Source organism: Eubacterium sp. MSJ-33 (assembly GCF_022174665.1).
Classification (GTDB): domain Bacteria; phylum Bacillota; class Clostridia; order Lachnospirales; family Lachnospiraceae; genus Coprococcus_C.
Map to the genome: position 1 here is coordinate 2,459,559 of NZ_CP076562.1, position 20,517 is coordinate 2,480,075.

General features: G+C 44.0%; 15 protein-coding genes and 1 tRNA gene. 12 read left to right on the forward strand and 4 right to left on the reverse strand.

Going from position 1 to position 20,517, the window contains the following annotated elements; translation table 11 throughout:
• Nucleotides 1-118: 118 nt before the first annotated feature.
• On the forward strand, nt 119-1,495 hold the full coding sequence (locus tag KP625_RS11590) for a hypothetical protein (protein ID WP_238297982.1): 1,377 nt from the start codon (nt 119-121) through the stop codon (nt 1,493-1,495).
• A gap of 24 nt (nt 1,496-1,519) precedes the next feature.
• Here the strand turns inward: KP625_RS11590 and dut are convergent, their stop codons facing one another.
• The 3 genes from dut to nrdD are packed head-to-tail and all read right to left on the reverse strand — an operon-like array spanning nt 1,520 to nt 4,645.
• The gene (dut, locus tag KP625_RS11595) at nt 1,520-1,966 is read right to left on the reverse strand and encodes a dUTP diphosphatase (protein WP_238297984.1); all 447 of its coding nucleotides are present in this window, start codon (nt 1,964-1,966) and stop codon (nt 1,520-1,522) included.
• On the reverse strand, nt 1,963-2,493 hold the full coding sequence (gene nrdG, locus KP625_RS11600) for an anaerobic ribonucleoside-triphosphate reductase activating protein (protein ID WP_177969629.1): 531 nt from the start codon (nt 2,491-2,493) through the stop codon (nt 1,963-1,965). The genes dut and nrdG overlap by 4 nt, the downstream gene beginning before the upstream one ends.
• Nucleotides 2,494-2,518: 25 nt before the next feature.
• Entirely contained in the window at nt 2,519-4,645 is a 2,127-nt protein-coding gene (gene nrdD / locus KP625_RS11605) for an anaerobic ribonucleoside-triphosphate reductase (RefSeq protein WP_238297985.1), read from the reverse strand.
• Between the two features lie 364 nt (nt 4,646-5,009).
• On the opposite strand from nrdD, the gene tig reads away from it, so the two are divergent.
• From tig to KP625_RS11640, 7 genes are all read left to right on the forward strand, one after another.
• Nucleotides 5,010-6,164 carry a trigger factor gene (tig, locus tag KP625_RS11610; RefSeq protein WP_238297987.1) on the forward strand — a complete coding sequence of 385 codons (1,155 nt, stop codon included), beginning with the start codon at nt 5,010-5,012 and terminating at the stop codon, nt 6,162-6,164.
• Nucleotides 6,165-6,246: 82 nt separating this feature from the next.
• Nucleotides 6,247-6,330 (forward strand) — tRNA-Leu (locus KP625_RS11615).
• A gap of 126 nt (nt 6,331-6,456) precedes the next feature.
• Nucleotides 6,457-8,175, forward strand: coding sequence for a class I SAM-dependent methyltransferase (locus tag KP625_RS11620; protein WP_238297989.1), 1,719 nt, complete (start codon nt 6,457-6,459; stop codon nt 8,173-8,175).
• 79 nt (nt 8,176-8,254) lie between these two features.
• Nucleotides 8,255-9,037: an ABC transporter ATP-binding protein gene (locus KP625_RS11625; RefSeq protein ID WP_238297990.1), complete on the forward strand. Its 783-nt coding sequence runs from the start codon at nt 8,255-8,257 to the stop codon at nt 9,035-9,037.
• 2 nt (nt 9,038-9,039) lie between these two features.
• Entirely contained in the window at nt 9,040-11,085 is a 2,046-nt protein-coding gene (locus tag KP625_RS11630; protein WP_238297992.1) for an ABC transporter permease subunit/CPBP intramembrane protease, read from the forward strand.
• Nucleotides 11,086-11,137: 52 nt separating this feature from the next.
• Nucleotides 11,138-12,124: a glycoside hydrolase family 25 protein gene (locus KP625_RS11635; RefSeq protein WP_238297994.1), complete on the forward strand. Its 987-nt coding sequence runs from the start codon at nt 11,138-11,140 to the stop codon at nt 12,122-12,124.
• 12 nt (nt 12,125-12,136) lie between these two features.
• Nucleotides 12,137-14,050, forward strand: coding sequence for a putative bifunctional diguanylate cyclase/phosphodiesterase (locus tag KP625_RS11640; RefSeq protein ID WP_238297996.1), 1,914 nt, complete (start codon nt 12,137-12,139; stop codon nt 14,048-14,050).
• A gap of 1 nt (nt 14,051) precedes the next feature.
• On the opposite strand, the gene KP625_RS11645 is transcribed toward KP625_RS11640, so the two are convergent.
• Nucleotides 14,052-15,323, reverse strand: coding sequence for an ATP-binding protein (locus KP625_RS11645; protein WP_238297997.1), 1,272 nt, complete (start codon nt 15,321-15,323; stop codon nt 14,052-14,054).
• Between the two features lie 146 nt (nt 15,324-15,469).
• On the opposite strand from KP625_RS11645, the gene KP625_RS11650 reads away from it, so the two are divergent.
• The 4 genes from KP625_RS11650 to leuS are packed head-to-tail and all read left to right on the forward strand — an operon-like array spanning nt 15,470 to nt 20,418.
• On the forward strand, nt 15,470-16,873 hold the full coding sequence (locus KP625_RS11650) for an AI-2E family transporter (RefSeq protein WP_238297998.1): 1,404 nt from the start codon (nt 15,470-15,472) through the stop codon (nt 16,871-16,873).
• Between the two features lie 36 nt (nt 16,874-16,909).
• Complete coding sequence (locus KP625_RS11655; RefSeq protein ID WP_238297999.1) at nt 16,910-17,812, forward strand: Precorrin-6B methylase 2; 903 nt, start codon at nt 16,910-16,912, stop codon at nt 17,810-17,812.
• On the forward strand, nt 17,812-17,997 hold the full coding sequence (locus KP625_RS11660; RefSeq protein ID WP_238298000.1) for a DUF4250 domain-containing protein: 186 nt from the start codon (nt 17,812-17,814) through the stop codon (nt 17,995-17,997). Before KP625_RS11655 ends, KP625_RS11660 begins: the two co-directional genes overlap by 1 nt.
• 27 nt (nt 17,998-18,024) lie before the next feature.
• Complete coding sequence (gene leuS / locus KP625_RS11665; RefSeq protein ID WP_177970824.1) at nt 18,025-20,418, forward strand: leucine--tRNA ligase; 2,394 nt, start codon at nt 18,025-18,027, stop codon at nt 20,416-20,418.
• Nucleotides 20,419-20,517: the final 99 nt, after the last annotated feature.

The following is a 20,517-nucleotide window of genomic DNA, read 5'->3' on the forward strand; positions in this document are numbered from 1 at the left end:
TATAACATCTGTACTTTTTATTTTTGCAAAATACGACTAGACAGAGCGTAAAACATAGAATATAATTGGTGCGGGGACAAAAGAAAAATACCTAGTATATCATAGGGGGAGATAAACGATGGTGAAAATAAGGAAAAAGAAAAATGCTGTAATAAAATGGCTTCCGTATTTGGCGGGAATTTTATTGTTAGCATTTATTTTTTTGTTTCAGACCAGGTTAGATAAAAGAAATGTACAGAAGGTGGCGGAGGAGACACTTGCATATGCGCGTGCAACATGTGACAGGTATGATGTGTATGTGAATGATCAACAGTCGAAGGATTTGATGAGTCTGCAGGAAAAAGCCAGATCTATCGCATTGTATGAGGCACATGGGGTTGCAATTTGCAATGATATATTGGAGGCCTATGTTGAGGATGAGAATCTGACAGGCGTTGTTGTAACGGATGGGAGAGGAAAGATTGTTCAGACATGTGGGGAACAGGCAGCCGTGTTGTTTCAGGACAGACTCAAGAATGAGCCAATTGCCCAGATTTTGAAATTCCCACAGAAGGTGTATATGGAGCAGGCTGAGATAGATGGCAAGAAGTATAATCTGGCGGTCGTTTCCCGCGAAAAACAAGATGGCTTGATTCTCTGCTATCACGAAGTTGTGATTGCCCCAATCGGGGAAAATGATATATCCATTGATGGCATGCTTTCCGGATATCTGTTTAAAATGGATGGAATAGTTGTTATTACAGACGGAAAAGTCGTGTTGAATAACAATCGGCTGCATGTGCAGGGACAGTTGGCAGCAGATTGTTCAATCACGATTACAGATTCGAAGTCATGGGCAGATGGAAAACTTACGCGGTTGGATTATGAAGGAAAACATTGGTATGGGGAACAGGATGTATATAAAAAATACACGATTTATGTTATGTACCCATCTGGACAGGTGTTTGCAACGCGGACGACGATGTTTGCGTTTAGCACCGCTATTTATATTTTCTTTCTGTTGATTCTTGCCTTTTTGCGTAACTGTTCTGCACAGAGTACGATGCGGGAGTTACAGAAGCAGTTTCGGATTATTAAGGCAATCAGTCGTATCTATAAGCTGAATGTGTTGATTCATCTGGATACGGGTGAGTGGGAGGCAATCCGGATGCCGGGAGAAGTCGGCGCCATATTACAAAAAGAAGAGACAGCCGGAAATATGCTGGAGCGTTATATTCAGAGTTTTGTATCTTCAGAATATCAGGATGGGTATCGGAAATTTGTGGATCTCGAAAGTATGGAAAGCCGATTTGCAGAAAAAGATTATATACCGTATGTTTCGGAGGACGATGGTGGTACATGGTCGTATTCGATTCTTACCCCACAGCAATGGGATGAAAATGGAAATGTAAAAGCTGTTGTATGGGCAATACGGGATGTGACGGCAGACCGTCAGAAAGAACTTTCTTATCAGAAAAAAATAGAGCAGGCAGCCATGGATAACCGGAAGTTTTGACAACCTGCTCCTATAGGATAATATTTAACGACCGGTAGAACCAAATCCACCGGCACCGCGCGCGGTTTCATTTAACTCATTCACAACAGCAAAATCGCCGACAATATAAGGCGTGATGACAAGTTGGGCAATTCTTTCCTGTGGATCAATGGTCTGTGGTTCATTTCCGTGATTATGAAGTGCGACCATAAATTCGCCACGATAATCGGAATCTACAACTCCAACTTTGTTTGCCGGTGCCAGATTGCGTTTGGATGCCAATCCGCTTCTTGCATAGACAAGCCCGGCATAGCCTTCAGGAATTTCCATGGCAAGTCCGGTATGCACCATTACAGTTTCATGTGGCGCAAGTGTGAGAGGGGCATCTATGCATGCATATAAATCTGCACCCGCAGCATTTGCAGAACCGTACGTAGGCAGAACTGCGTCTGGGTGTAGTTTCTTTACTGGTACTTGTATATGGGTTATCATTGGTAAAATTCCTCCTTGAGACATAGTTTGTTTTCTGCGAGAGAACGTTTAACATCGATGATTCTCTGGTTGGAGGAACCGCGGAACCGGAGCGATAAATCTTTTTTATCCATCTCGAATTCTCCATCTACAAGAATATCAATATAGCCGAGCAGTTCACGTGTCTCCGGCCACATTACCATCATTTTTTCCTGAATATCTTTTTCAAAATCATAGCCCGTGTAGCACCACACATCTTTTTGTGGGTACAGAGACTTGAATCTGCGGAGCAATGGGAGCAGTCCTTGTTGATTGACATATTCAAAAGGCTCGCCGCCGAGCAGCGACAGCCCCTTGATATAATCAGGTTTCACATCATTTAGGATTTGCTCGATTTCTGCTTCCGTAAATGGCTTTCCATAATTGAAATCCCATGTTTCTTCGTTAAAACAGCCTTTGCAATGGTGTGAGCAGCCGGACACGAACAAAGAAACTCGTACACCGAGTCCGTTTGCTACATCAATGCGCTTGATATCTGCATAATTCATATCTATCTTCTAACCCCTTGATAATTTACAAATGAAGTACACGTGCTTTAATCTCTTTCGTCTTACCGACATTCCAGAAGTTTTCACCGAGATAACCGCATGTACGACGGGTTACATTCATCTTGGAATGATCTTTGTTGCCGCATTGTGGGCATTCCCATTCGTTGTCATCGTTGATTATGATTTCACCATCATAATCGCAGACATGACAGTAATCGGACTTGGTATTGAACTCCGCATACTGGATATTGTCATAGATAAAACGGACGATCTCTTCAAGCGCCTCTAAATTGTGACGCATGTTTGGAATCTCTACATAAGAGATTGCTCCACCGGAGGAGATTGTCTGGAACTGGCTCTCGAAGCGGAACTTGCTGAAAGCATCAATCTTTTCCCGTACATCTACATGATAAGAGTTTGTGTAATAACCTTTATCTGTGACATCTTCAATTGTTCCGAAACGCTCTTGGTCAATTCTTGCAAAACGATAGCAGAGACTCTCGGCAGGAGTACCATAAAGACCGAATCCAAGACCGGTCTCTTCTTTCCATTCGTCACAGGCTCTGCGGAGACGGTTCATCACACGAAGAGCGAACTCTTCACCGCCCGGTTCTGTATGACTCTTCCCGGTCATAAGCTTGGTTACTTCGTACAAGCCGATGTAGCCGAGCGAGATAGTAGAGTAACCATCCTTCAATAAAGGATCAATCTTTTCGCCTTTCTTCAGACGGGCAATCGCGCCATACTGCCAGTGTACCGGGCTGACGTCAGATGTTACACCAAGCAATGCATGATGTCTGCACATCAGGGCTTCGTAGCACAGTTCCAGACGTTCATCAAGCATGCTCCAGAACTTTTCTTCATTGCCTTTCGCTAAAATACCAATCTGTGGAAGATTCAGGGATACAACACCCTGGTTGAAACGACCTTCCCATTTATAATTTCCGTTTTCATCCTTCCATGGAGACAGGAACGAACGGCATCCCATGCAGGAGAATACATTTCCTTCGTAGTTTTCACGCATCTTTTTTGCGGAAATGTAATCCGGATAGAGACGCTTGGCAGAACATTTTACAGCTAATTTTGTAATGTGGTCGTATTTGCCGCCCTTTAAGCAGTTGTGTTCATCCAATACATAAATAAGCTTCGGAAATGCAGGTGTTACATAGACGCCCTTCTCGTTCTTGATGCCTTCAAGACGCTGCCGTAGTATCTCCTCGATGATAATTGCATTTTCCTCGATATACTCATCGTTTGGATCAAGATTCAGGAATAAAGTTACGAATGGCGACTGACCATTTGTTGTCATCAATGTATTAATCTGGTACTGGATTGTCTGAACGCCGGAACGAAGCTCATCCTGCAGGCGGTCCTGGGCCATCTGCTCTAAAATCGTATCGTCAATCTTATCCCCGAACTCTTCAATTAATTTATTCTTATACTTATTGTAGCTCTTGCGAAGATATTTGCCGAGATGACGGATGTCTACGGACTGTCCGCCGTACTGGCTGCTGGCAACGGAGGAAATGATCTGTGTCATAACCGTACATGCTACCTGAAAGCTCTTTGGGCTTTCGATGAGCTTGCCGTTCATTACGGTGCCATTGTCAAGCATATCGCCGATGTTGATCAGACAGCAGTTGAAAATCGGCTGTAAGAAATAATCCGCGTCATGGAAATGCAGCACACCCTCATCGTGTGCCTTGGAAATCTTCTCAGGAAGCAGAACACGACGTGTCAGATCCTTGGATACTTCCCCGGCAATCAGATCACGCTGCGTAGAAGCAACGGTTGCGTTCTTGTTTGAATTTTCTTCCATAACGTCCTTGTTACGGTTTTTGATCAGACTCAGGATGGAATCATCTGTTGTGTTTGCTTTTCGGACGAGCTCACGGGAGTAACGATAGATGATGTAAGTTTTGGCAAGAACGAACTTGCCGTCGGCCATCAGCTTTTGCTCGATAATATCCTGGATATCTTCGACGAGCATACGTGGACGATTCTTACTCTCGATGCTTTCCACAATCTCTTCAATCTTTTCATCTGAAACTTTTTCACATGGTTCAACCTCAGCATTTGCCTTTTTGATGGCAGTGATGATCTTGCTGCGGTCATAGGTCACTGTATGACCATCTCGTTTGATAACTTTCATAAACCCTCTCCTAAAACTATCTGTGCAGTGTATTTCTTTGGTATCCAAATAAAAAACGTGAATACGGTTTCACATTATACCATCAGACTTGTGCTTTGTAAACATGAAAACACTAAATCTAGTGTCGAAAAATTACACAAAAACTAGATATTGCGATTTTTTGGACACCTAAAATGTCGGAAAACCGCGTATTCAAGCCAAATTCCGGATGTGAAAGACCGTGAAAAAATGTGTTTCGGGTGTGATTTCTTTGTGAAATAAGAAAATAAGCTTTTCATTTTTATAAAAATATGGTATAAATGCTAGGGATTTAAGTGTAAATCCAGTAGTTATATATGTAGAGATAGAAGGGATATGTAGTATTATGAAGAAGCAGTTTAGAACACTTGGGTATGTGCTGAGTCTTGCACTAGGTATGACGATGCTTACCGGATGTGGAAAAAAAGTAGATGGTGTGGATCAGCAGAGCATGATCGACAAATACGCCGCATATTGTGATCTGCCGGAGTATAAAGGGCTGGAATATGAGGAGACAAAGACAACTGTGACAGATGCAGATGTTGATGCGAAGATCCAGTCGTTACTGAATCAGTATGCAACAAGTAAGCAGGTTACAGAGGGAACGGTTGCAAACGGTGATAATGTCAATATTGACTTTGTAGGAAGTGTTGATGGTGTAGAGTTTGAAGGTGGTAATTCCGAAGGAAAAGGATATGATGTGACCCTCGGAAGCGGATCTATGATTCCGGGATTTGAAGAAGGAATTGTAGGACATAAGATCGGTGAAACATTCAATATTAAAGCAACATTCCCTGAGGATTATGGAAAAGATGAGTTGAAAGGAAAGGAAGCGGACTTCAAGATTACGCTGAACTATAAGACAGACAGCGAACTCCCGGAGTATAACGATGCATTTGTCGCATCTTATACAGATGCAGCTACCGTGGACGAATATGAGGAATCTGTCAGAAAAGATCTGGTAGATCAGCAGGAAAAATCTGATAAGAGCCAGAATGAAAGTGCAATTATGCAGGTTTTGATCGATTCCACGACTTACAACGAATATCCGGAACAGGAAATGCAGGATCTGATTGATGAGGGCATTGCGCAACAGGAAAAGGCAGCATCCAGCTATGGATATTCCCTTGGTGATTATGTAACAGCAAGATTTGGTTTCTCGGATGAGGATTCCTTCCGTGAGTATATTCAGAAAACAGCAGAGGATTACATGAAAGAAAAAATTGTAGTCTGTGCGGTAGCCAAGAAGGAAGGCATTACTGTTTCCAAAACAGAAGTTGATGACTATAAGAAGACCGTTATGGAGTATTATGGTTATGAAGACGAAGATAAAATGAAAGAAGACTTTACAGCAGAGGATTTTGTGTATTATGCATTGGCACAGAAGGTTGTAGATTTCATTCTGGAAAATGGTAAGGGTGTACAGGCAACAGCCGGTGATGCAACTGTAGAATTGCCTGCGGCAACCGAAAACGATGCGTCATCTACCGATGCAGAATAATTTAAAATAAAAGGCGTTTCGAATTTGTTGAAATTTTTGTTGACATTTGTGGATAGAAATGATATGATACGAAACGCAGTACGCGGAAGTGGCGGAATTGGCAGACGCGCAGGCTTCAGGTGCCTGTGGTAGCAATACCGTGTGGGTTCAAGTCCCATCTTCCGCATTCATATGTAAAAAAGCATCCAGGTTGGATGCTTTTTTGTTGTCTGGAAAACATGGTCATCTTCTGACCGAACAAGCAGAAAACAGCTTGCCCATACAGCATAAGTTTGATACAATAAACGTAGTTATGGGAAAAACGGTATCTATAAAATTTCATAAGATGCGCACAGAAGATCTGAAGCGGCAGGTGGAGCTGAGCAAAAGAAAAGCAGATATCAAAATTCCACAGTTTGTTGTGAAGCAGTTTGACATCGATGAATTGCGGGAAGAGGGGCGGATCTGCTACCGGCTGGTTCCAAAACAGGGATTCAACGGAACATATATTATGTATTTGTATTCCAGTAAATTATGTTTTCCGATGAATCCGACAGAATGGATATTCCTTGCGAAGACGGCTCTGGCGTGTCATGCGGGAGTTTTTCTGCCGATGTATCCGCTTGCACCGGAGCATTGCTGTAAAGAAGTGTTCCAGATGCTCGTGCCGACATACAGGAATTGTACGAAAGGACAGGATGTGGAACGTGTTGTTCTGATGGGATGTGGCGCCGGTGGAGGACTTGCGCTATCCATTGCAATGCTTGCATGGCGCGAGGGATTTCGAAAACCGGATCAATTGATTCTGCTGTCTCCGATGATGGATACAGAATTTTTTGATAAAGAACTCGAACAGGAGCTGATTGAGTCTTCCAAACGCTCGAAATGGACATTTTACAACGAACACGTCAAGGAATTCCTCAATTCTTACTGGGTGCGAGATTATGCGGTCAAGACAGAATATACCAGCCCGTATTACGGAGATATGACGGATATCTGTGACGATGTTGTGCTGTTTTCGGGTGTGCAGGATCTGTATCATTGTTATGCCCGGGAATTTTATAAGAAAGCGAAAAAAGCGGGTGCGAATATTCGGTTCTTTGAATTCGAGGAAGAAGCCGAAGATTTCATGATCTATGATAGAACAAAAGAATATAAGAAGGCACAGGGCTTTTTGATTGACTGTATCAATGGAACGTTTGATACGTCTCTGCGGGCGATTTATCCTTTAAAGATGATGTCTGACTGGTCAAAGAAATATCCGGAATATTTTAAGGATGATTGGGCAGAGAAGTTTATATATAGTCACAAATTTGATTTCACAAGACTGAACCCGCATATCAGCGAATACCAGAATATCCGTATGGCAGCAGACGCAAGCGCCTGTGATACGCTTGTTCGAAGATTTGTGCAGGAATTTCCGTTTGGAACAGTCATACATATGGCATGTCGTCTGGATAATATGTTTGGCAGGGTGGATAATGGCAGGATTCAGTGGTATAGTCTGGATTCGCATAATATCATGTCGTTACGGAGGACCATGTATGGTGTGCGACCGCGGGAAAAGACAATCGGACGGAGACTGATGGATTTTTCGTGGCTGGATGAGATACAGTGCAAGCAGAACCAGGGGGTCTTGTTTGTCTGTGACGATGGTTTTTCATATCTGAGTAAGAATGAGGTCCGGGATTTGATTGAGAAAATACGTTTGACATTTCCTGGTGCCCATCTGATTTTTACCGCGTCTACAAGTGTTGCGAATATGGCTGCGAATATGAGTAAGCATAGCCAGACTGTACAGCGGAGGAAAAAAAGAAAATTCTCGGTGAATGATGCGGCACAGGTGTTTTTCGCATGGAGACCGGATTACCGGATCATAGAGGAACAACCGATTTTTCGATATCTTGAAATACCGAAGAAACTTGGTGTGATTACCAAATTGCTGTGTCGGTATAACCGGATTGGCTATAATCATAGAATCATACATGTCAAACTTGGCAGTGAAGAATATAAGATCAACTATAAATATTAAGGCTGTCTGCAGGGGTAGACAGCCTTTCTTTTTGTATACCGACAGGATAGTGAAAATGAAAGCCGGAAAGGAGTCCGCTATGTTAGAAGCAGAAAATCTGGTTAAGAATTTCGAAAAAAATGAAAAGAAACATAAGAAAGTTGTGTTTTCGGCAGTAAATCATGTGAGCCTGCGTGTTCGGGAAGGAGAAATCGTAGGCGTTTTGGGACCAAACGGTGCGGGAAAGACAACATTGCTCCGGATGCTTGGATGTCTGATGCAGCCGACGGAGGGGGTAATCCGGTATGAGGATGAGCAGAAAAATCTGCTGACGAAGCAAAACGATATTAAAAGACAGATCGGCTATCTGTCCGGCAATACAAAGCTGTATGGACGGCTGAGTACCCGCGAGCTGTTGACGATCACGGGGAATATCTATGGACTTTCAACGGAGGAAATCGAACAACGAATTGAGAAAATTATTGAGATACTTTCTCTGCAGGACTTTGTAGATAACCGTATTGAGAAGCTTTCCACCGGACAGACGCAGCGGGCGTCTATCTCCCGGTGTCTGATCCACAGTCCGAAGCTGTATATCTTTGATGAACCAACGCTGGGGCTCGATATCATGAGCAGCAGTGCCATCATTGATTTTATGCAGAAGGAGAAGGCACGCGGGAAAGCGGTTTTATATTCCACACACTATATGGAAGAAGCGGAGATGCTTTGTGACCGGATTATGATGCTCTCGCATGGACGTGTAATCGCACAGGGGACAATGGATGAAATCTATGCACAGACCGGATGTGAGAATCTGAGAAGTGCATTTCGCACACTCATGGCGCAGGAAATCGAGGATCAGACCGGACAGATGGAGGAATAAGCATGAATTTTCGAGTGATAAAACAGTTATATAAGAAGGAAATGTTGGACGTTCTGCGGGATAAGAAAACTGTGATCATGATGCTGATCGTGCCGATTCTCATCTATCCGCTGATGTTTGTCGGTGGTATGGTCATGATGTCGAAGGTGACAACGCAGATGGATACACAGACGTATGAAATTGCGGTTGATTTCATGGATACGAATCCGGAGCTTGTCCGGATGTTTCTGCAACCGGATGATGACACGCTGCATTTTAAGCTGTGTGACCTGAATGTCATGAATGCAGATATTTCGATGATCCTGCGGGGAGAAAAGATTAATGCAATCGTATATGAAAATGAAGATGGAACCGGATATAATATCGCGTATCTGTCCTCAGTTACGAATTCAAGCTATGCGGAACAGAAGGTGCGTCAGGTGCTTGAAGCATACTCGGATTCCCTGACGAATCAGAGCCTTCTTGAGGCGGGCTTAGACCCGGATGCGGTTCTGCATCCGATTCAGGTGGAGGCCGATGATCGTGCGACGACCGAGGAGTCAACTGGAAGTCTGCTCGGCGTAATCGTGCCATTTATGCTTGTTGTGAGTCTGCTGATGGGAACGATGTACCCGGCAATCGATACGACAGCCGGAGAACGGGAACGTGGAACGCTGGAGACGATATTGACGCTTCCGGTCACGAATCAGGAACTGATATTTAGCAAATTCCTGACCGTTGGAACGATAGGAATCGCGTCCGCTTTGTTGAATGTGTTATCTATGGGCGGAATCGGAATCTATGTCTATAAGCTTGCGGCACAGACAATGGCGCTGCAGCAGGGAATCCGTATATCCCGGTTTGTTCCGGCGATTTTAGTCTGTGCACTGTGCGTGCTTGCATTTGCTGTGCTGATCAGTGCACTTTCCATGTGCTTCTGCGTATTTGCGAAGACGTATAAGGAGGCGAACAACTATATCACACCACTTATGCTGCTTGTGATGTTCGCATCATTTGTCGGATTTATGCCGAACGTATCGCTTACCCGGAATATGGCACTCGTCCCGGTCGCAAATATCTGCCTGCTGATCCGGGATCTGCTGGCATTTAAGTTCAGTTTCTCGACGATCACGATTGTGCTGTTTAGCAACATTGCCTATGGTGTGATTGCGGTGCTTCTGCTCGGAAAACTCTATAACAGTGAGGCAATCCTGTTCGGAGATGGAACCGGAAATGTACAGATCTTCGAACGGAGGAGCAATATGCGTAAAGGCGGAGTACCATCGGTTGGAGATGCCTGTCTGGCACTTCCGATCGTGCTTGTCCTAATGATTTATGTGGGCGGCTTTGCAAGTACGAAAGGAATGCTTTCCGGACTTTTTGCAACGCAGGGAATCGTGGCGGGCGTGCCGGTTTTAATGACACTTTATACGAAGAAGGATTGGAAGAAGACGTTCCGGATCCGTCTTTGCAGGCCTGGGTTTTGGGTGGGCGGAACCTTCCTGATTCTCGGTGCGATCGCACTTGGCATAATCGTAACATCAATCACAAGCGTTCTGTTCCCGAACAGTGCGGATGCGGTGGCAACATCGATGGATGAGATCTATCGGATGGGGTATGGAGCAAGTATTCTGATTGTTGCGCTGCTTCCTGCCGTGTGCGAGGAGCTTTTGTTCCGGGGATTTCTGTATTCTTCGTTTGAAGCGCGAATGACACAGGGAAAGGCAATCGTACTCGTATCTGTGATATTCGGCCTCTATCATATGAATGTTGTGCAGTCAACGACGACTGTGGTGATCGGACTTGCAATCTGTTATCTGTCTGCACAGTCGGAGAGTCTGTTCCCTGGAATCCTGATGCATTTTCTGAACAATGCACTGTCGGTGACACAGACATTTTATTACGATGCGGTATCAAAATATTTGAAAGGGAATTCTGGGACGCCAGGCGCCCTGTTCGAATTGATTTATATACTCTTATTTGGAATCGTGTTCTGTGTGATCGGAACAAAAATTGTGAAACATACGCGAAAAAAATGCGCATCAATTGAGTCGGCTGAAAAGCTGTGATATAATTAGATAGCAGAAACATTATTTTGACGGATTCGGATGAGGAATACATATGAATGAGAAAAAAAGAGATTATGAGATCAACTGGCCGCATGTGATTTTAGTTGGTGCAATTGCGGTTGTGCTCGTATTGATTGGATTGATCATAGGAATTAACATTGGAAAAAGTAAGAGACATAAACCGGCTCTGGTGGGTAGAGATGGATATACATGGTCATTGCAGCCGGGTGCGGAGGCACAGATGATCTATGCGAATTTCTGGCAGTTTGCACAGGCAAGTTATGTACTGGTTGGAGATATTCCGAATTGCCAGTTTTATAAGATTGTAAAAGAAGTGCCACGAAACGATTTCCAGACGGACGATTTTTATATGGAAGATGGAGACAGTACGGTAATGGCATATCACAATGCCGAAGGAACGAGAATTTCGGAGCTTGCGGTAGACATATCATCGTACCAGTCAGAGCTTGACTGGGATGCCTTAAAACAGGCAGGCGTTACGATTGCGTTTATCCGTGTTGGATATCGCGGATATGGTTCCGAAGGAAAGCTTGTGGCAGATGATATGTTTCAGACACATATAGAGGCAGCGAAAGCAGCAGGAATCAAAGTCGGAATGTATTTTTATAGTCAGGCAATGAATTACGAGGAAGGTGTAGAGGAGGCACAGTTTGCGCTGGATCTTGCATCGGATTATACATTGGATATGCCGGTTGTGATTGATACAGAGGAAGTCTATGCGGATGGAGCGAGAACTGCAGATATCACGGTGGATGAGCGGACGGATGGCGTTGTCGGATTCTGTGAAACTGTGAAGAATGCGGGATATGTGCCAATGATCTATTCTCATAGAAACTGGTTTGTTCAGAAGCTGGACATGACGCGGCTTGGTGATTATAAATTATGGCTTGCACATTATGCAAACCAGCCGGATTTTCCGTATTTATATGCAGGATGGCAGTATACCGGTAGTGGAACAATCGCTGGAATCGGGCAGGAATTAGACTTAAATGTATGGCTGGATGGCAGTGTTTATTAGGAGTGAGAGACTATGTTGAATTGGGATGCCGCATACGATTATGCAGCGATTTATTTGCTCTTGATCATAATTGTATGGTATTTTCATGAAAAAAGAATACCGCTTGCCAGTCATCGCACCTTTTTGGTTGCCTTGGCAACTGTGTTTACGTCGACTGGGCTGGAGATTGTAAGTATAAGACTGGCACAGACATATGGCACGGAAGGACAGACAGGCTTCTGGGTAGCAAGTACGCTTCAGCATCTGGCGTTGAACGCAACCCCGTTGTTGCTTGCGTATTATGCGATACAGATTGCGAATATTGATGCAAAGCAGACGATGCACGCGAAGTGGATGTTGTCGCTGCTTGGGGCGGTGGATGTGTTTGTGCTTGTATCAAATCCTTTCTTAAACTGGGTGTATGAAGCGGACGGAAATCAATACACATATGGGTATGGCGTACTGGTATTAGTGGCCGTTGCCATACTCGCAACTGTTGCATGTTCGGTGGTGGTGCTTCACCAGGGCAACCGGGCGCTGACTGCAAGGATGACGGTTATCATATTTCATCTGTTGTTTGTTGTGGCAGCAGTATTCGTACAGTTATCGACGCATGTGTTAATCCTGAATCTCGGGATTAGTACGGTCTGCTTGTCACTATACTATTATCTGCAGAATCCGAATGACGTGATTGATACAGTTACAAGACAGTTTAACCGTCGGTTTCTGGGAGAATATCTGCACACCTTTTTCCTGAACAAGAAGCCATTTGGCGTCATTGTTGTTGCGATGGATGATTTTAAATTTATCAACAAGACATATGGTGTGGAAAATGGAGACAATCTGTTGCGGCAGGTTGGCACATTTATGGAAGGGCTGCATTATTCGAAAACGGTGTTCCGGTTAGGGGCAGATCAGTTCTGTATGATTGTGTATAAAGATCTGGATCAGATTGATGAGATTGCCAAGAGTGTCAATGAGCGGTTCCGGCATCCGTGGTTCAGTGAAAATCAGGCAGGAATCATGATGTCGGCATCTATCTGTTGTCTGAACTGCCCGGAGGATGCATCCAACTATGGTCAGTTGATCGAGGTGATGGATTATTCAATGTCCATGGCAAAAAAGATGCAGAAGGGTGTGATCTCACATGCAGGGGACTATGATCTTGGGAAGATCAAACAGGATAAGGCAATTGAGAAGGCTGTGAAGCAGGCACTGGACCGCGATGAACTCATGGTATATTATCAGCCGATATTCTCAGTAGAAAAGGGTGTATATAATTCGGCGGAAGCTTTGGTGCGTTTGAACGATGCGGAGCTTGGATGGATTTCACCGGAAGATTTTATTCCAATTGCAGAACGCAATGGACTGATTATTGAGATGGGAGAAATCATTCTTGAGAAAGTATGCCGGTTTATTCATGATTTTAAATTGTCACAGACAACCGTGGAATATATCGAGGTCAACATCAGTCCGGTGCAGCTTATGCAGCAGCATTTTTCGGATCGTGTAAAGCAGATCATGGAGAAATACGGGGTACAGCCGAATCAGATCAATATTGAAATTACAGAGACCGCAACAATCAGTATGGCGGATACGGTGAATGCCAATATTATGGATCTGGTTGCATACGGAATCAAGTTCTCTCTGGATGATTATGGATCTGGTTATGCGAATATTGAATATATCAACCATATGCCGTTTTCTATTATCAAATTAGATAAATATATTATCTGGGATGCATTTAAGAGTACAAAAGCCGGAATTACGTTGAAACATACGATCGGTATGTTGAATGAATTAGAATTGCATATTGTGGCAGAGGGCGTGGAGACCGCGGAAATGCGCGATCACCTTGCCGATATTGGCTGCCATTATATGCAGGGCTGGTATTATAGTAAGGCTGTTGCAGATCAGGATTTTATGCGTCTGATCGAGATGCAGTAGCTTACATATTCCACAGTCCGTAAGCAGGAATATTCAGGGTGTCTCCATCGAGAGACACCTGATTAAAACTGATCTTGACTGTAATTTTTGTGTTTGCATTTTTGTTGCGGAAGGTTTTGATGTTCTGTGCTTTGGAGTTTGGCACAAAACGGATATCCACAGGCACGGGGGCATCTTCACCTTCGTATACAAAAGGAACACGGGCGGTTGCACCGGATACCCAGTAATACAAATAAGGAATTTTGCTGCTGAGTTCCTGAAAGATAAACTGTTCTGCGATGGCACCGCATTTTTCTTCTAAAATATCATTTACATCAATGTCTTCGCTCATAGGCAGACCATAGGCTGCACGAAGTAATCCATGATCAATGAAAAACAATTCAAACGATTTATAATCCACATGCTCTTCAAGTGGAAGCGTTCCGTTTGTAAGGCGGGGAAGTTTGCGGGCAAGTCCAAGGCTGCAGAGAGCCTGCGCTGCTTCGGCATATTCCCTGCTTCTGGCATTGGAATCGACACATTTATACATAAATTTCTTGTTCTCGCGGGCAAGCTGTTCCGGAATGCTTCGGAGGATACGTTTGCAGCGCTGATAGAGTGCTGTGCTGAAAGTCTGTTTTGTAAGCTGAATGTAATCTTCGAGCATAGCTTCCTGCATGGGACGGACAACTGTGAGATCTCTATTTTTCAGATAGGCATGTACAATCCCTGGCATGCCACCAACTAGCAGATATTCGCGCAGCATGGAAGAAATTGCTCCGATTTCAAGGTTCGTGAGCGGGGTGTCTTTGTGCTTGGCAATTGCGTCTAAAAACGGGTGAGCCTTGCTTGCGATCATGTACTCCTCGAATGTCATCGGACGCATCCGGAGGATATCAAAGACATCTGGATGGCTGTATTCAAATTCTGTGAATTCCATGGAAGATGCAATCAGACAGATTGTGTATTCCGGGTGATTCTTTCGAAAGGCATAGAAGAATTCTGCACAATTCGGAACAATCTGTACTTCGTCAAAAATAAATATACTTTCTGATATGTCGTCAATGGAAAAACGCTGAGACAGCAATAATTCCATATTTGCTTCTCCAGATATTGCATCCTGACAGGCAGCGTCTTCAGCGAGATTGATATAAAACTGCTGTTTGAAAAAGGCGGTGGCAAAATCCCGTACTGTCCAGGTTTTTCCGACACCTTTAGCTCCCTTTACATATAGAATTTTACGCTTTGTCTGGTCGTACCAGCCAGCAAAATCATTGATTATATTTCGATACATCCGTGCATGCACCCCTTTGCGTATTATATGAAAATATTTTAGTCAATAATATAGGGAGTGTCAACAAGAATTAGGTTGTTTCCAACGATCAGAAATGGTATAATGTAAACCATATAGGCTATTTGGGTAAAGAGAGGGGAAAACGCGTGAAAAATAAGTGGAACAAAAATATTCTGCAGCTTGGTGTTATGCTTGCACTTGCCGGTTGTGCCTGCATTTTGTTTGCAGAAGTCATCAAACAGTGGAAATCTATCTTTGGATTTTTTGGCAATGTAGTATCTGCGATGACACCAATCATCATCGGACTTGTGATTGCGTTTTTGTTGAACCCGATCATGATTTATATAAGACGCGGTCTCTCCTTTTTAGTTTGTAAAATAAAAAAAGAAGCAGAATATGATTCGGTATATCGTAAGGTGAAGGTGCCTGCATTGATTTTGACTGTGCTTTTGTTCCTTGGATTACTGGTTGGACTGCTGTGGCTGGTTATCCCACGTGTGTATGAGAGTTTAACGGATCTTGTGAACAGCACAGAGGATTATATCAATTCTGCCGAGGCATGGATCAAGAAAGTATTTGCACAGAATCAGATGATTGAGGATAAATTGTCACAGGTACTTGATTATGCGGAAAATAATGTATTTACGATTTTGAAAGACAAGATCATGCCGAACCTTGACACGATCGTCAAGACGCTATCTTCCGGGGTGGTAGTCGGAATCAAGGCAGTCATGAATTTCCTGATCGGTTTGATCGTTATGATCTATTTGCTGATGAGTAAGGATGTATTGCTGGCACAGTGCAAGAAAGTAATCTACTGTCTGTTCTCGAAGAAGACAGGCAATAAGATTATGGAAGGCTGCTCGTATGCGAATGTAGTCTTCGGTGGTTTTATTAATGGTAAAATTCTAGATTCCTGTATCATTGGAATTATATGTTTCATATTTACTTCGACTGTGCATATGCGGTATGCGGTGCTGATCAGTGTAGTTGTCGGTGTGACAAATATTATTCCGTTCTTCGGACCATTTATCGGAGCTGTACCGGGTGCTCTGTTGGCACTGATGGATGATCCGATCATGTTCGTCGTATTTATTATCTGGATCATTGTATTACAGCAGTTTGACGGTAACATCCTAGGTCCATTGATCTTGGGTGATGCAACGGGAATCTCCGGTATCTGGGTATTGCTAGCAATCTTAGTTGGCGGTGACTTGTTTGGTGTGGCAGGTATGATCTTAGGTGTGCCGGTGTTTGCATGTCTGTATGCATTTTTCGCTGTACAGCTCCGGGACAAGCTGCGTGCGAAAGATTTGTCTTCAGCCACAGGCGATTATATCCGGTTGAAGAAGTTTGATGAGGAGACCGGAGAGCCGATCTACCGGGAGCGCCACGACGAGAGAAAGACACTGCGTGAAAGCCGTATGAAGCAGGTGTTCCGCCGCTGGATGGAGAAGATGCATCTGAAGAAGCATGAAAATGCGGCCAAGGAAGCAGGGAAAGAAACAAAGAAGGATACAAAAAAGAACACAGAACAGGACGAGAAATAGAGGGTTACGGTAAAAGAGAGATAAGGAGGCGTGCGTATGGCAAAAGGAAGCTATGCAACTAAGCAGATTTTGAATTGGATGGAGTATTTTTCAAAAGAGATGCAGGTAAGTCCGGAGAAGATCAAGCTTCTGGATATTTGTGGAAAACAGAAGAATGTAATACCGACAGTGGAAAGTCATAAGCGTGTGCTGATCTTCGCAGATGAATCGCATGAGGATCTGTTCTATGATTTCTGGGAAGCAGGCTTTGGCGACTATGATATGTGGTATGCGGTCGGTATCGAGGAAGAGGGACAGGTAAAGCATGTCAAGATCAAAGAGGTGATTAACCGCAAGATTACAGCGCCGACGGTCATCTTTATCCTGAATGAGAAGACAAGAGAGTCTTACCGGATCGGTATGCGCAACGAGATGTTCTCAAAGGGACCAATTAAATATGTTGGCAAAGAAATCCGTGCCGTGATCATGAGTCTGCTCGGTGTGGATTCGCAGGATACAATCTGTCTGGTAGATGCGGAGAGTATCGCAATTGAGGCAGCGTTTGTGGCAAGCGATGGTACGATTATCTGTGTGGAGAATGACAAAGGTGCGAAGGATACAATGGAGGACAATGTGAAGCAGTTTGGTGTGCACAATGTTCAGATCATTCCAGATCTGTCAGAAGAGTCTATGGCGAAGATCCCGACACCGCGGCTTTCCTTTATCGTGGCAAACAAGCATCTCGAAGAAGACATCCAGAGACTGCTGAAGAAGAATCCGAAGATGCAGTTCGTTATCTATACATTGGAGTTAAATATCCTGTCCGGTATCAAGCCGCTCTTTGATAAGTATGGTATTTCTAATATGGAAGTATTGCAGATCAATGTAGCGAAGACAAATAAAGACAGTATGTTTGTAAATCAGCCAGCCCCTTGGCTGATTACCGGAGAGGTGTTATAATGGCAATCGAAAATTTACCGAAGGACCCGATGATGCTCTTAAGCTTTGTGAATACAAGGCTGCGTGACGATGGCATCGATCTGGACAGTTTTTGTTTACAATTTCAGACTGCAAGAGAAGATCTCGAGCAAAAACTCGCAGCCGTGGATTATAAATATGATGAGAAATTAAACCGTTTCGTATAAGAGGCGGCTTTAGCAAAAGGAGACATTATGAGACACAATTTCAAAGTAATCGAGAAAAAATGGCAGAAGAAATGGGAAGATGCCAAGGTGTTTGAGGCACAGGACTTCTCAGACAAGAAGAAGTTCTATGGACTGGTAGAGTTCCCATACCCAAGTGGCGCTGGTATGCATGTAGGACATATCAAGGCATATTCCAGTGTGGAGGTCGTATCCAGAAAGCGTCGTATGGAGGGCTACAATGTATTGTTCCCAATCGGATTTGATGCATTTGGTCTGCCGACAGAAAACTATGCAATCAAGACAGGTACCCATCCACGTCAAATCACTGATCAGAATATCGCGCGATTTACTGAGCAGTTGAAGAGAGTAGGATTCTCATTTGACTGGAGCCGTGTGATCGATACGACAGATGAGAAGTTCTATAAGTGGACACAGTGGATTTTTCTGAAGATGTTCGAGAAGGGGCTTGTATTCCGCGACACAGCACTTGTTAACTATTGCCCAAGCTGTAAGGTTGTTCTTTCCAACGAGGACAGTCAGGGAGGAAAATGTGATATCTGCCACAGTGAAGTTGTACAGAAGTCGAAGACTGTATGGTATCTGAAGATTACAGAGTATGCAGATAAGCTTCTGCAGGGACTCAAAGATGTCGATTATCCTGCAAATGTAAAACAGCAGCAGGAGAACTGGATCGGTAAGTCTACCGGTGCATTTGTAAACTTCGATGTAGATGGAACAGATGAGAAGCTGCAGATCTATACTACAAGACCGGATACATTGTTCGGCGTAACGTTCATGGTTATCGCACCGGAACATCCGCTGATTGATAAATACGCAGACAAGATTTCGAATATGGAAGCCATCAAGGCATACCGTGCGGAGTGTCAGAAGAAGACCGAGTTTGAGCGTACACAGCTTGTTAAGGATAAGACAGGTGTGAAGATCGAGGGACTTATGGGTATCAATCCGATGAACGGCAAGAAGATTCCAATCTTTATTGCAGATTACGTTATGATGGGATATGGTACAGGTGCAATCATGGCGGTACCGGCGCATGACCAGCGTGACTATGATTTTGCAAAGACATTTGGTATAGATATCATTCAGGTTATCAAGGGCGGCGATATCTCAAAGGAAGCTTATACCGGCGATGGCGAGATGATTAACTCTGAGTTCCTGAATGGATTTACGAATAAGAAGGATTCTATCGCTCGTATGGTCGAAGAAATCAAGAAGATGGGTGTCGGTGAAGCAGGTGTACAGTTCAAGATGAAGGACTGGGCATTCAACCGTCAGAGATATTGGGGTGAGCCAATTCCTCTTGTACATTGTCCGGCTTGTGGTGTCGTAGCAGTACCTTATGATGAACTTCCTTTGGAACTTCCGGATGTGAAGAACTTTGAGCCGGGCGAGGACGGCGAGTCTCCACTTGCAAAGATTGATTCGTATGTAAACTGCAAGTGCCCAAAGTGTGGTGGTGATGCAAAGCGTGAGACAGATACGATGCCTCAGTGGGCAGGATCATCCTGGTACTTCCTGCGCTATATTGATCCGAATAATGATAAGGCATTTGCAGACCGCAAGAAGATCGACTACTGGATGCCGGTTGACTGGTACAACGGCGGTATGGAGCATGTAACAAGACATATGATTTACTCCAGATTCTGGCATCGTTTCTTATATGACTTAGGTGAGGTAAATACACCGGAGCCATATGCAAAGCGTACGATTCAGGGACTGATCTTAGGACCGGATGGCGATAAGATGAGTAAGTCGAAGGGAAATGTTATCGATCCGCTTGATATCGTAGAAGATTACGGTGCAGATACCCTTCGTACGTATGTATTGTTCATGGGTGATTATGCAGCGGCAGCTCCTTGGAGTGACAGTTCTGTAAAGGGATGTAAGCGTTTCTTGGAACGTGTAGCGGGTATGGTAGATATGGTATCCGAGGATCCGTCCACGGATGCTCTGGAAGTTAGCTTCCACAAGGCAATCAAGAAGGTAAGCAGTGATATCGAGGAGACGAAGTTTAACACTGCAATCGCAACTTTGATGGCTTTGACTAATACGGTATACAGTGCCGGTAAGCTGAGCAAAGAACAGCTTGAAATCTTTATCAAGCTTCTCTGTCCGTTTGCACCGCATTTGACAGAGGAGATCTGGGAGAGCCTTGGACATGAAGATTTCCTGTCTGTCAGCGCATGGCCACAGTATGAGGAAGAAAAGACGGTTGATGCAACAATTGAGATTGGTGTACAGGTCAACGGTAAGGTAAGAGGAACGGTTCTTGTTGCAAAGGACGAGGACAAGGATGCGGTACTTGCCCGTGCCAAGGAGATCGTCGCAGATAAGTTGTCCGGCAATATCGTAAAAGAGATTTATGTTCCGGGTAAGATCGTAAATATTGTGTGCAAGTAAAGAGTTGTATGAATGAAAAATAGAGTGAAAAGATAAAGTATGAAATAGCGGGACTGGCAGTATGTGAAGTTTCCCTGTTTTGTGGATTTGTCGAAGAGA

Excerpts from the sequence above, each read along its gene's own strand:
- KP625_RS11625 (WP_238297990.1), top strand. The coding sequence starts at position 8,255 with ATGTTAGAAGCAGAAAATCTGGTTAAGAATTTCGAAAAAAATGAAAAG.
- nrdG (WP_177969629.1), bottom strand. The coding sequence starts at position 2,493 with ATGAATTATGCAGATATCAAGCGCATTGATGTAGCAAACGGACTCGGT.
- KP625_RS11635 (WP_238297994.1), top strand. The coding sequence starts at position 11,138 with ATGAATGAGAAAAAAAGAGATTATGAGATCAACTGGCCGCATGTGATT.
- KP625_RS11640 (WP_238297996.1), top strand. The coding sequence starts at position 12,137 with ATGTTGAATTGGGATGCCGCATACGATTATGCAGCGATTTATTTGCTC.
- KP625_RS11645 (WP_238297997.1), bottom strand. The coding sequence starts at position 15,323 with ATGTATCGAAATATAATCAATGATTTTGCTGGCTGGTACGACCAGACA.
- KP625_RS11620 (WP_238297989.1), top strand. The coding sequence starts at position 6,457 with ATGGGAAAAACGGTATCTATAAAATTTCATAAGATGCGCACAGAAGAT.
- KP625_RS11655 (WP_238297999.1), top strand. The coding sequence starts at position 16,910 with ATGGCAAAAGGAAGCTATGCAACTAAGCAGATTTTGAATTGGATGGAG.
- KP625_RS11590 (WP_238297982.1), top strand. The coding sequence starts at position 119 with ATGGTGAAAATAAGGAAAAAGAAAAATGCTGTAATAAAATGGCTTCCG.
- nrdD (WP_238297985.1), bottom strand. The coding sequence starts at position 4,645 with ATGAAAGTTATCAAACGAGATGGTCATACAGTGACCTATGACCGCAGC.
- KP625_RS11630 (WP_238297992.1), top strand. The coding sequence starts at position 9,040 with ATGAATTTTCGAGTGATAAAACAGTTATATAAGAAGGAAATGTTGGAC.
- leuS (WP_177970824.1), top strand. The coding sequence starts at position 18,025 with ATGAGACACAATTTCAAAGTAATCGAGAAAAAATGGCAGAAGAAATGG.
- tig (WP_238297987.1), top strand. The coding sequence starts at position 5,010 with ATGAAGAAGCAGTTTAGAACACTTGGGTATGTGCTGAGTCTTGCACTA.
- dut (WP_238297984.1), bottom strand. The coding sequence starts at position 1,966 with ATGATAACCCATATACAAGTACCAGTAAAGAAACTACACCCAGACGCA.
- KP625_RS11660 (WP_238298000.1), top strand. The coding sequence starts at position 17,812 with ATGGCAATCGAAAATTTACCGAAGGACCCGATGATGCTCTTAAGCTTT.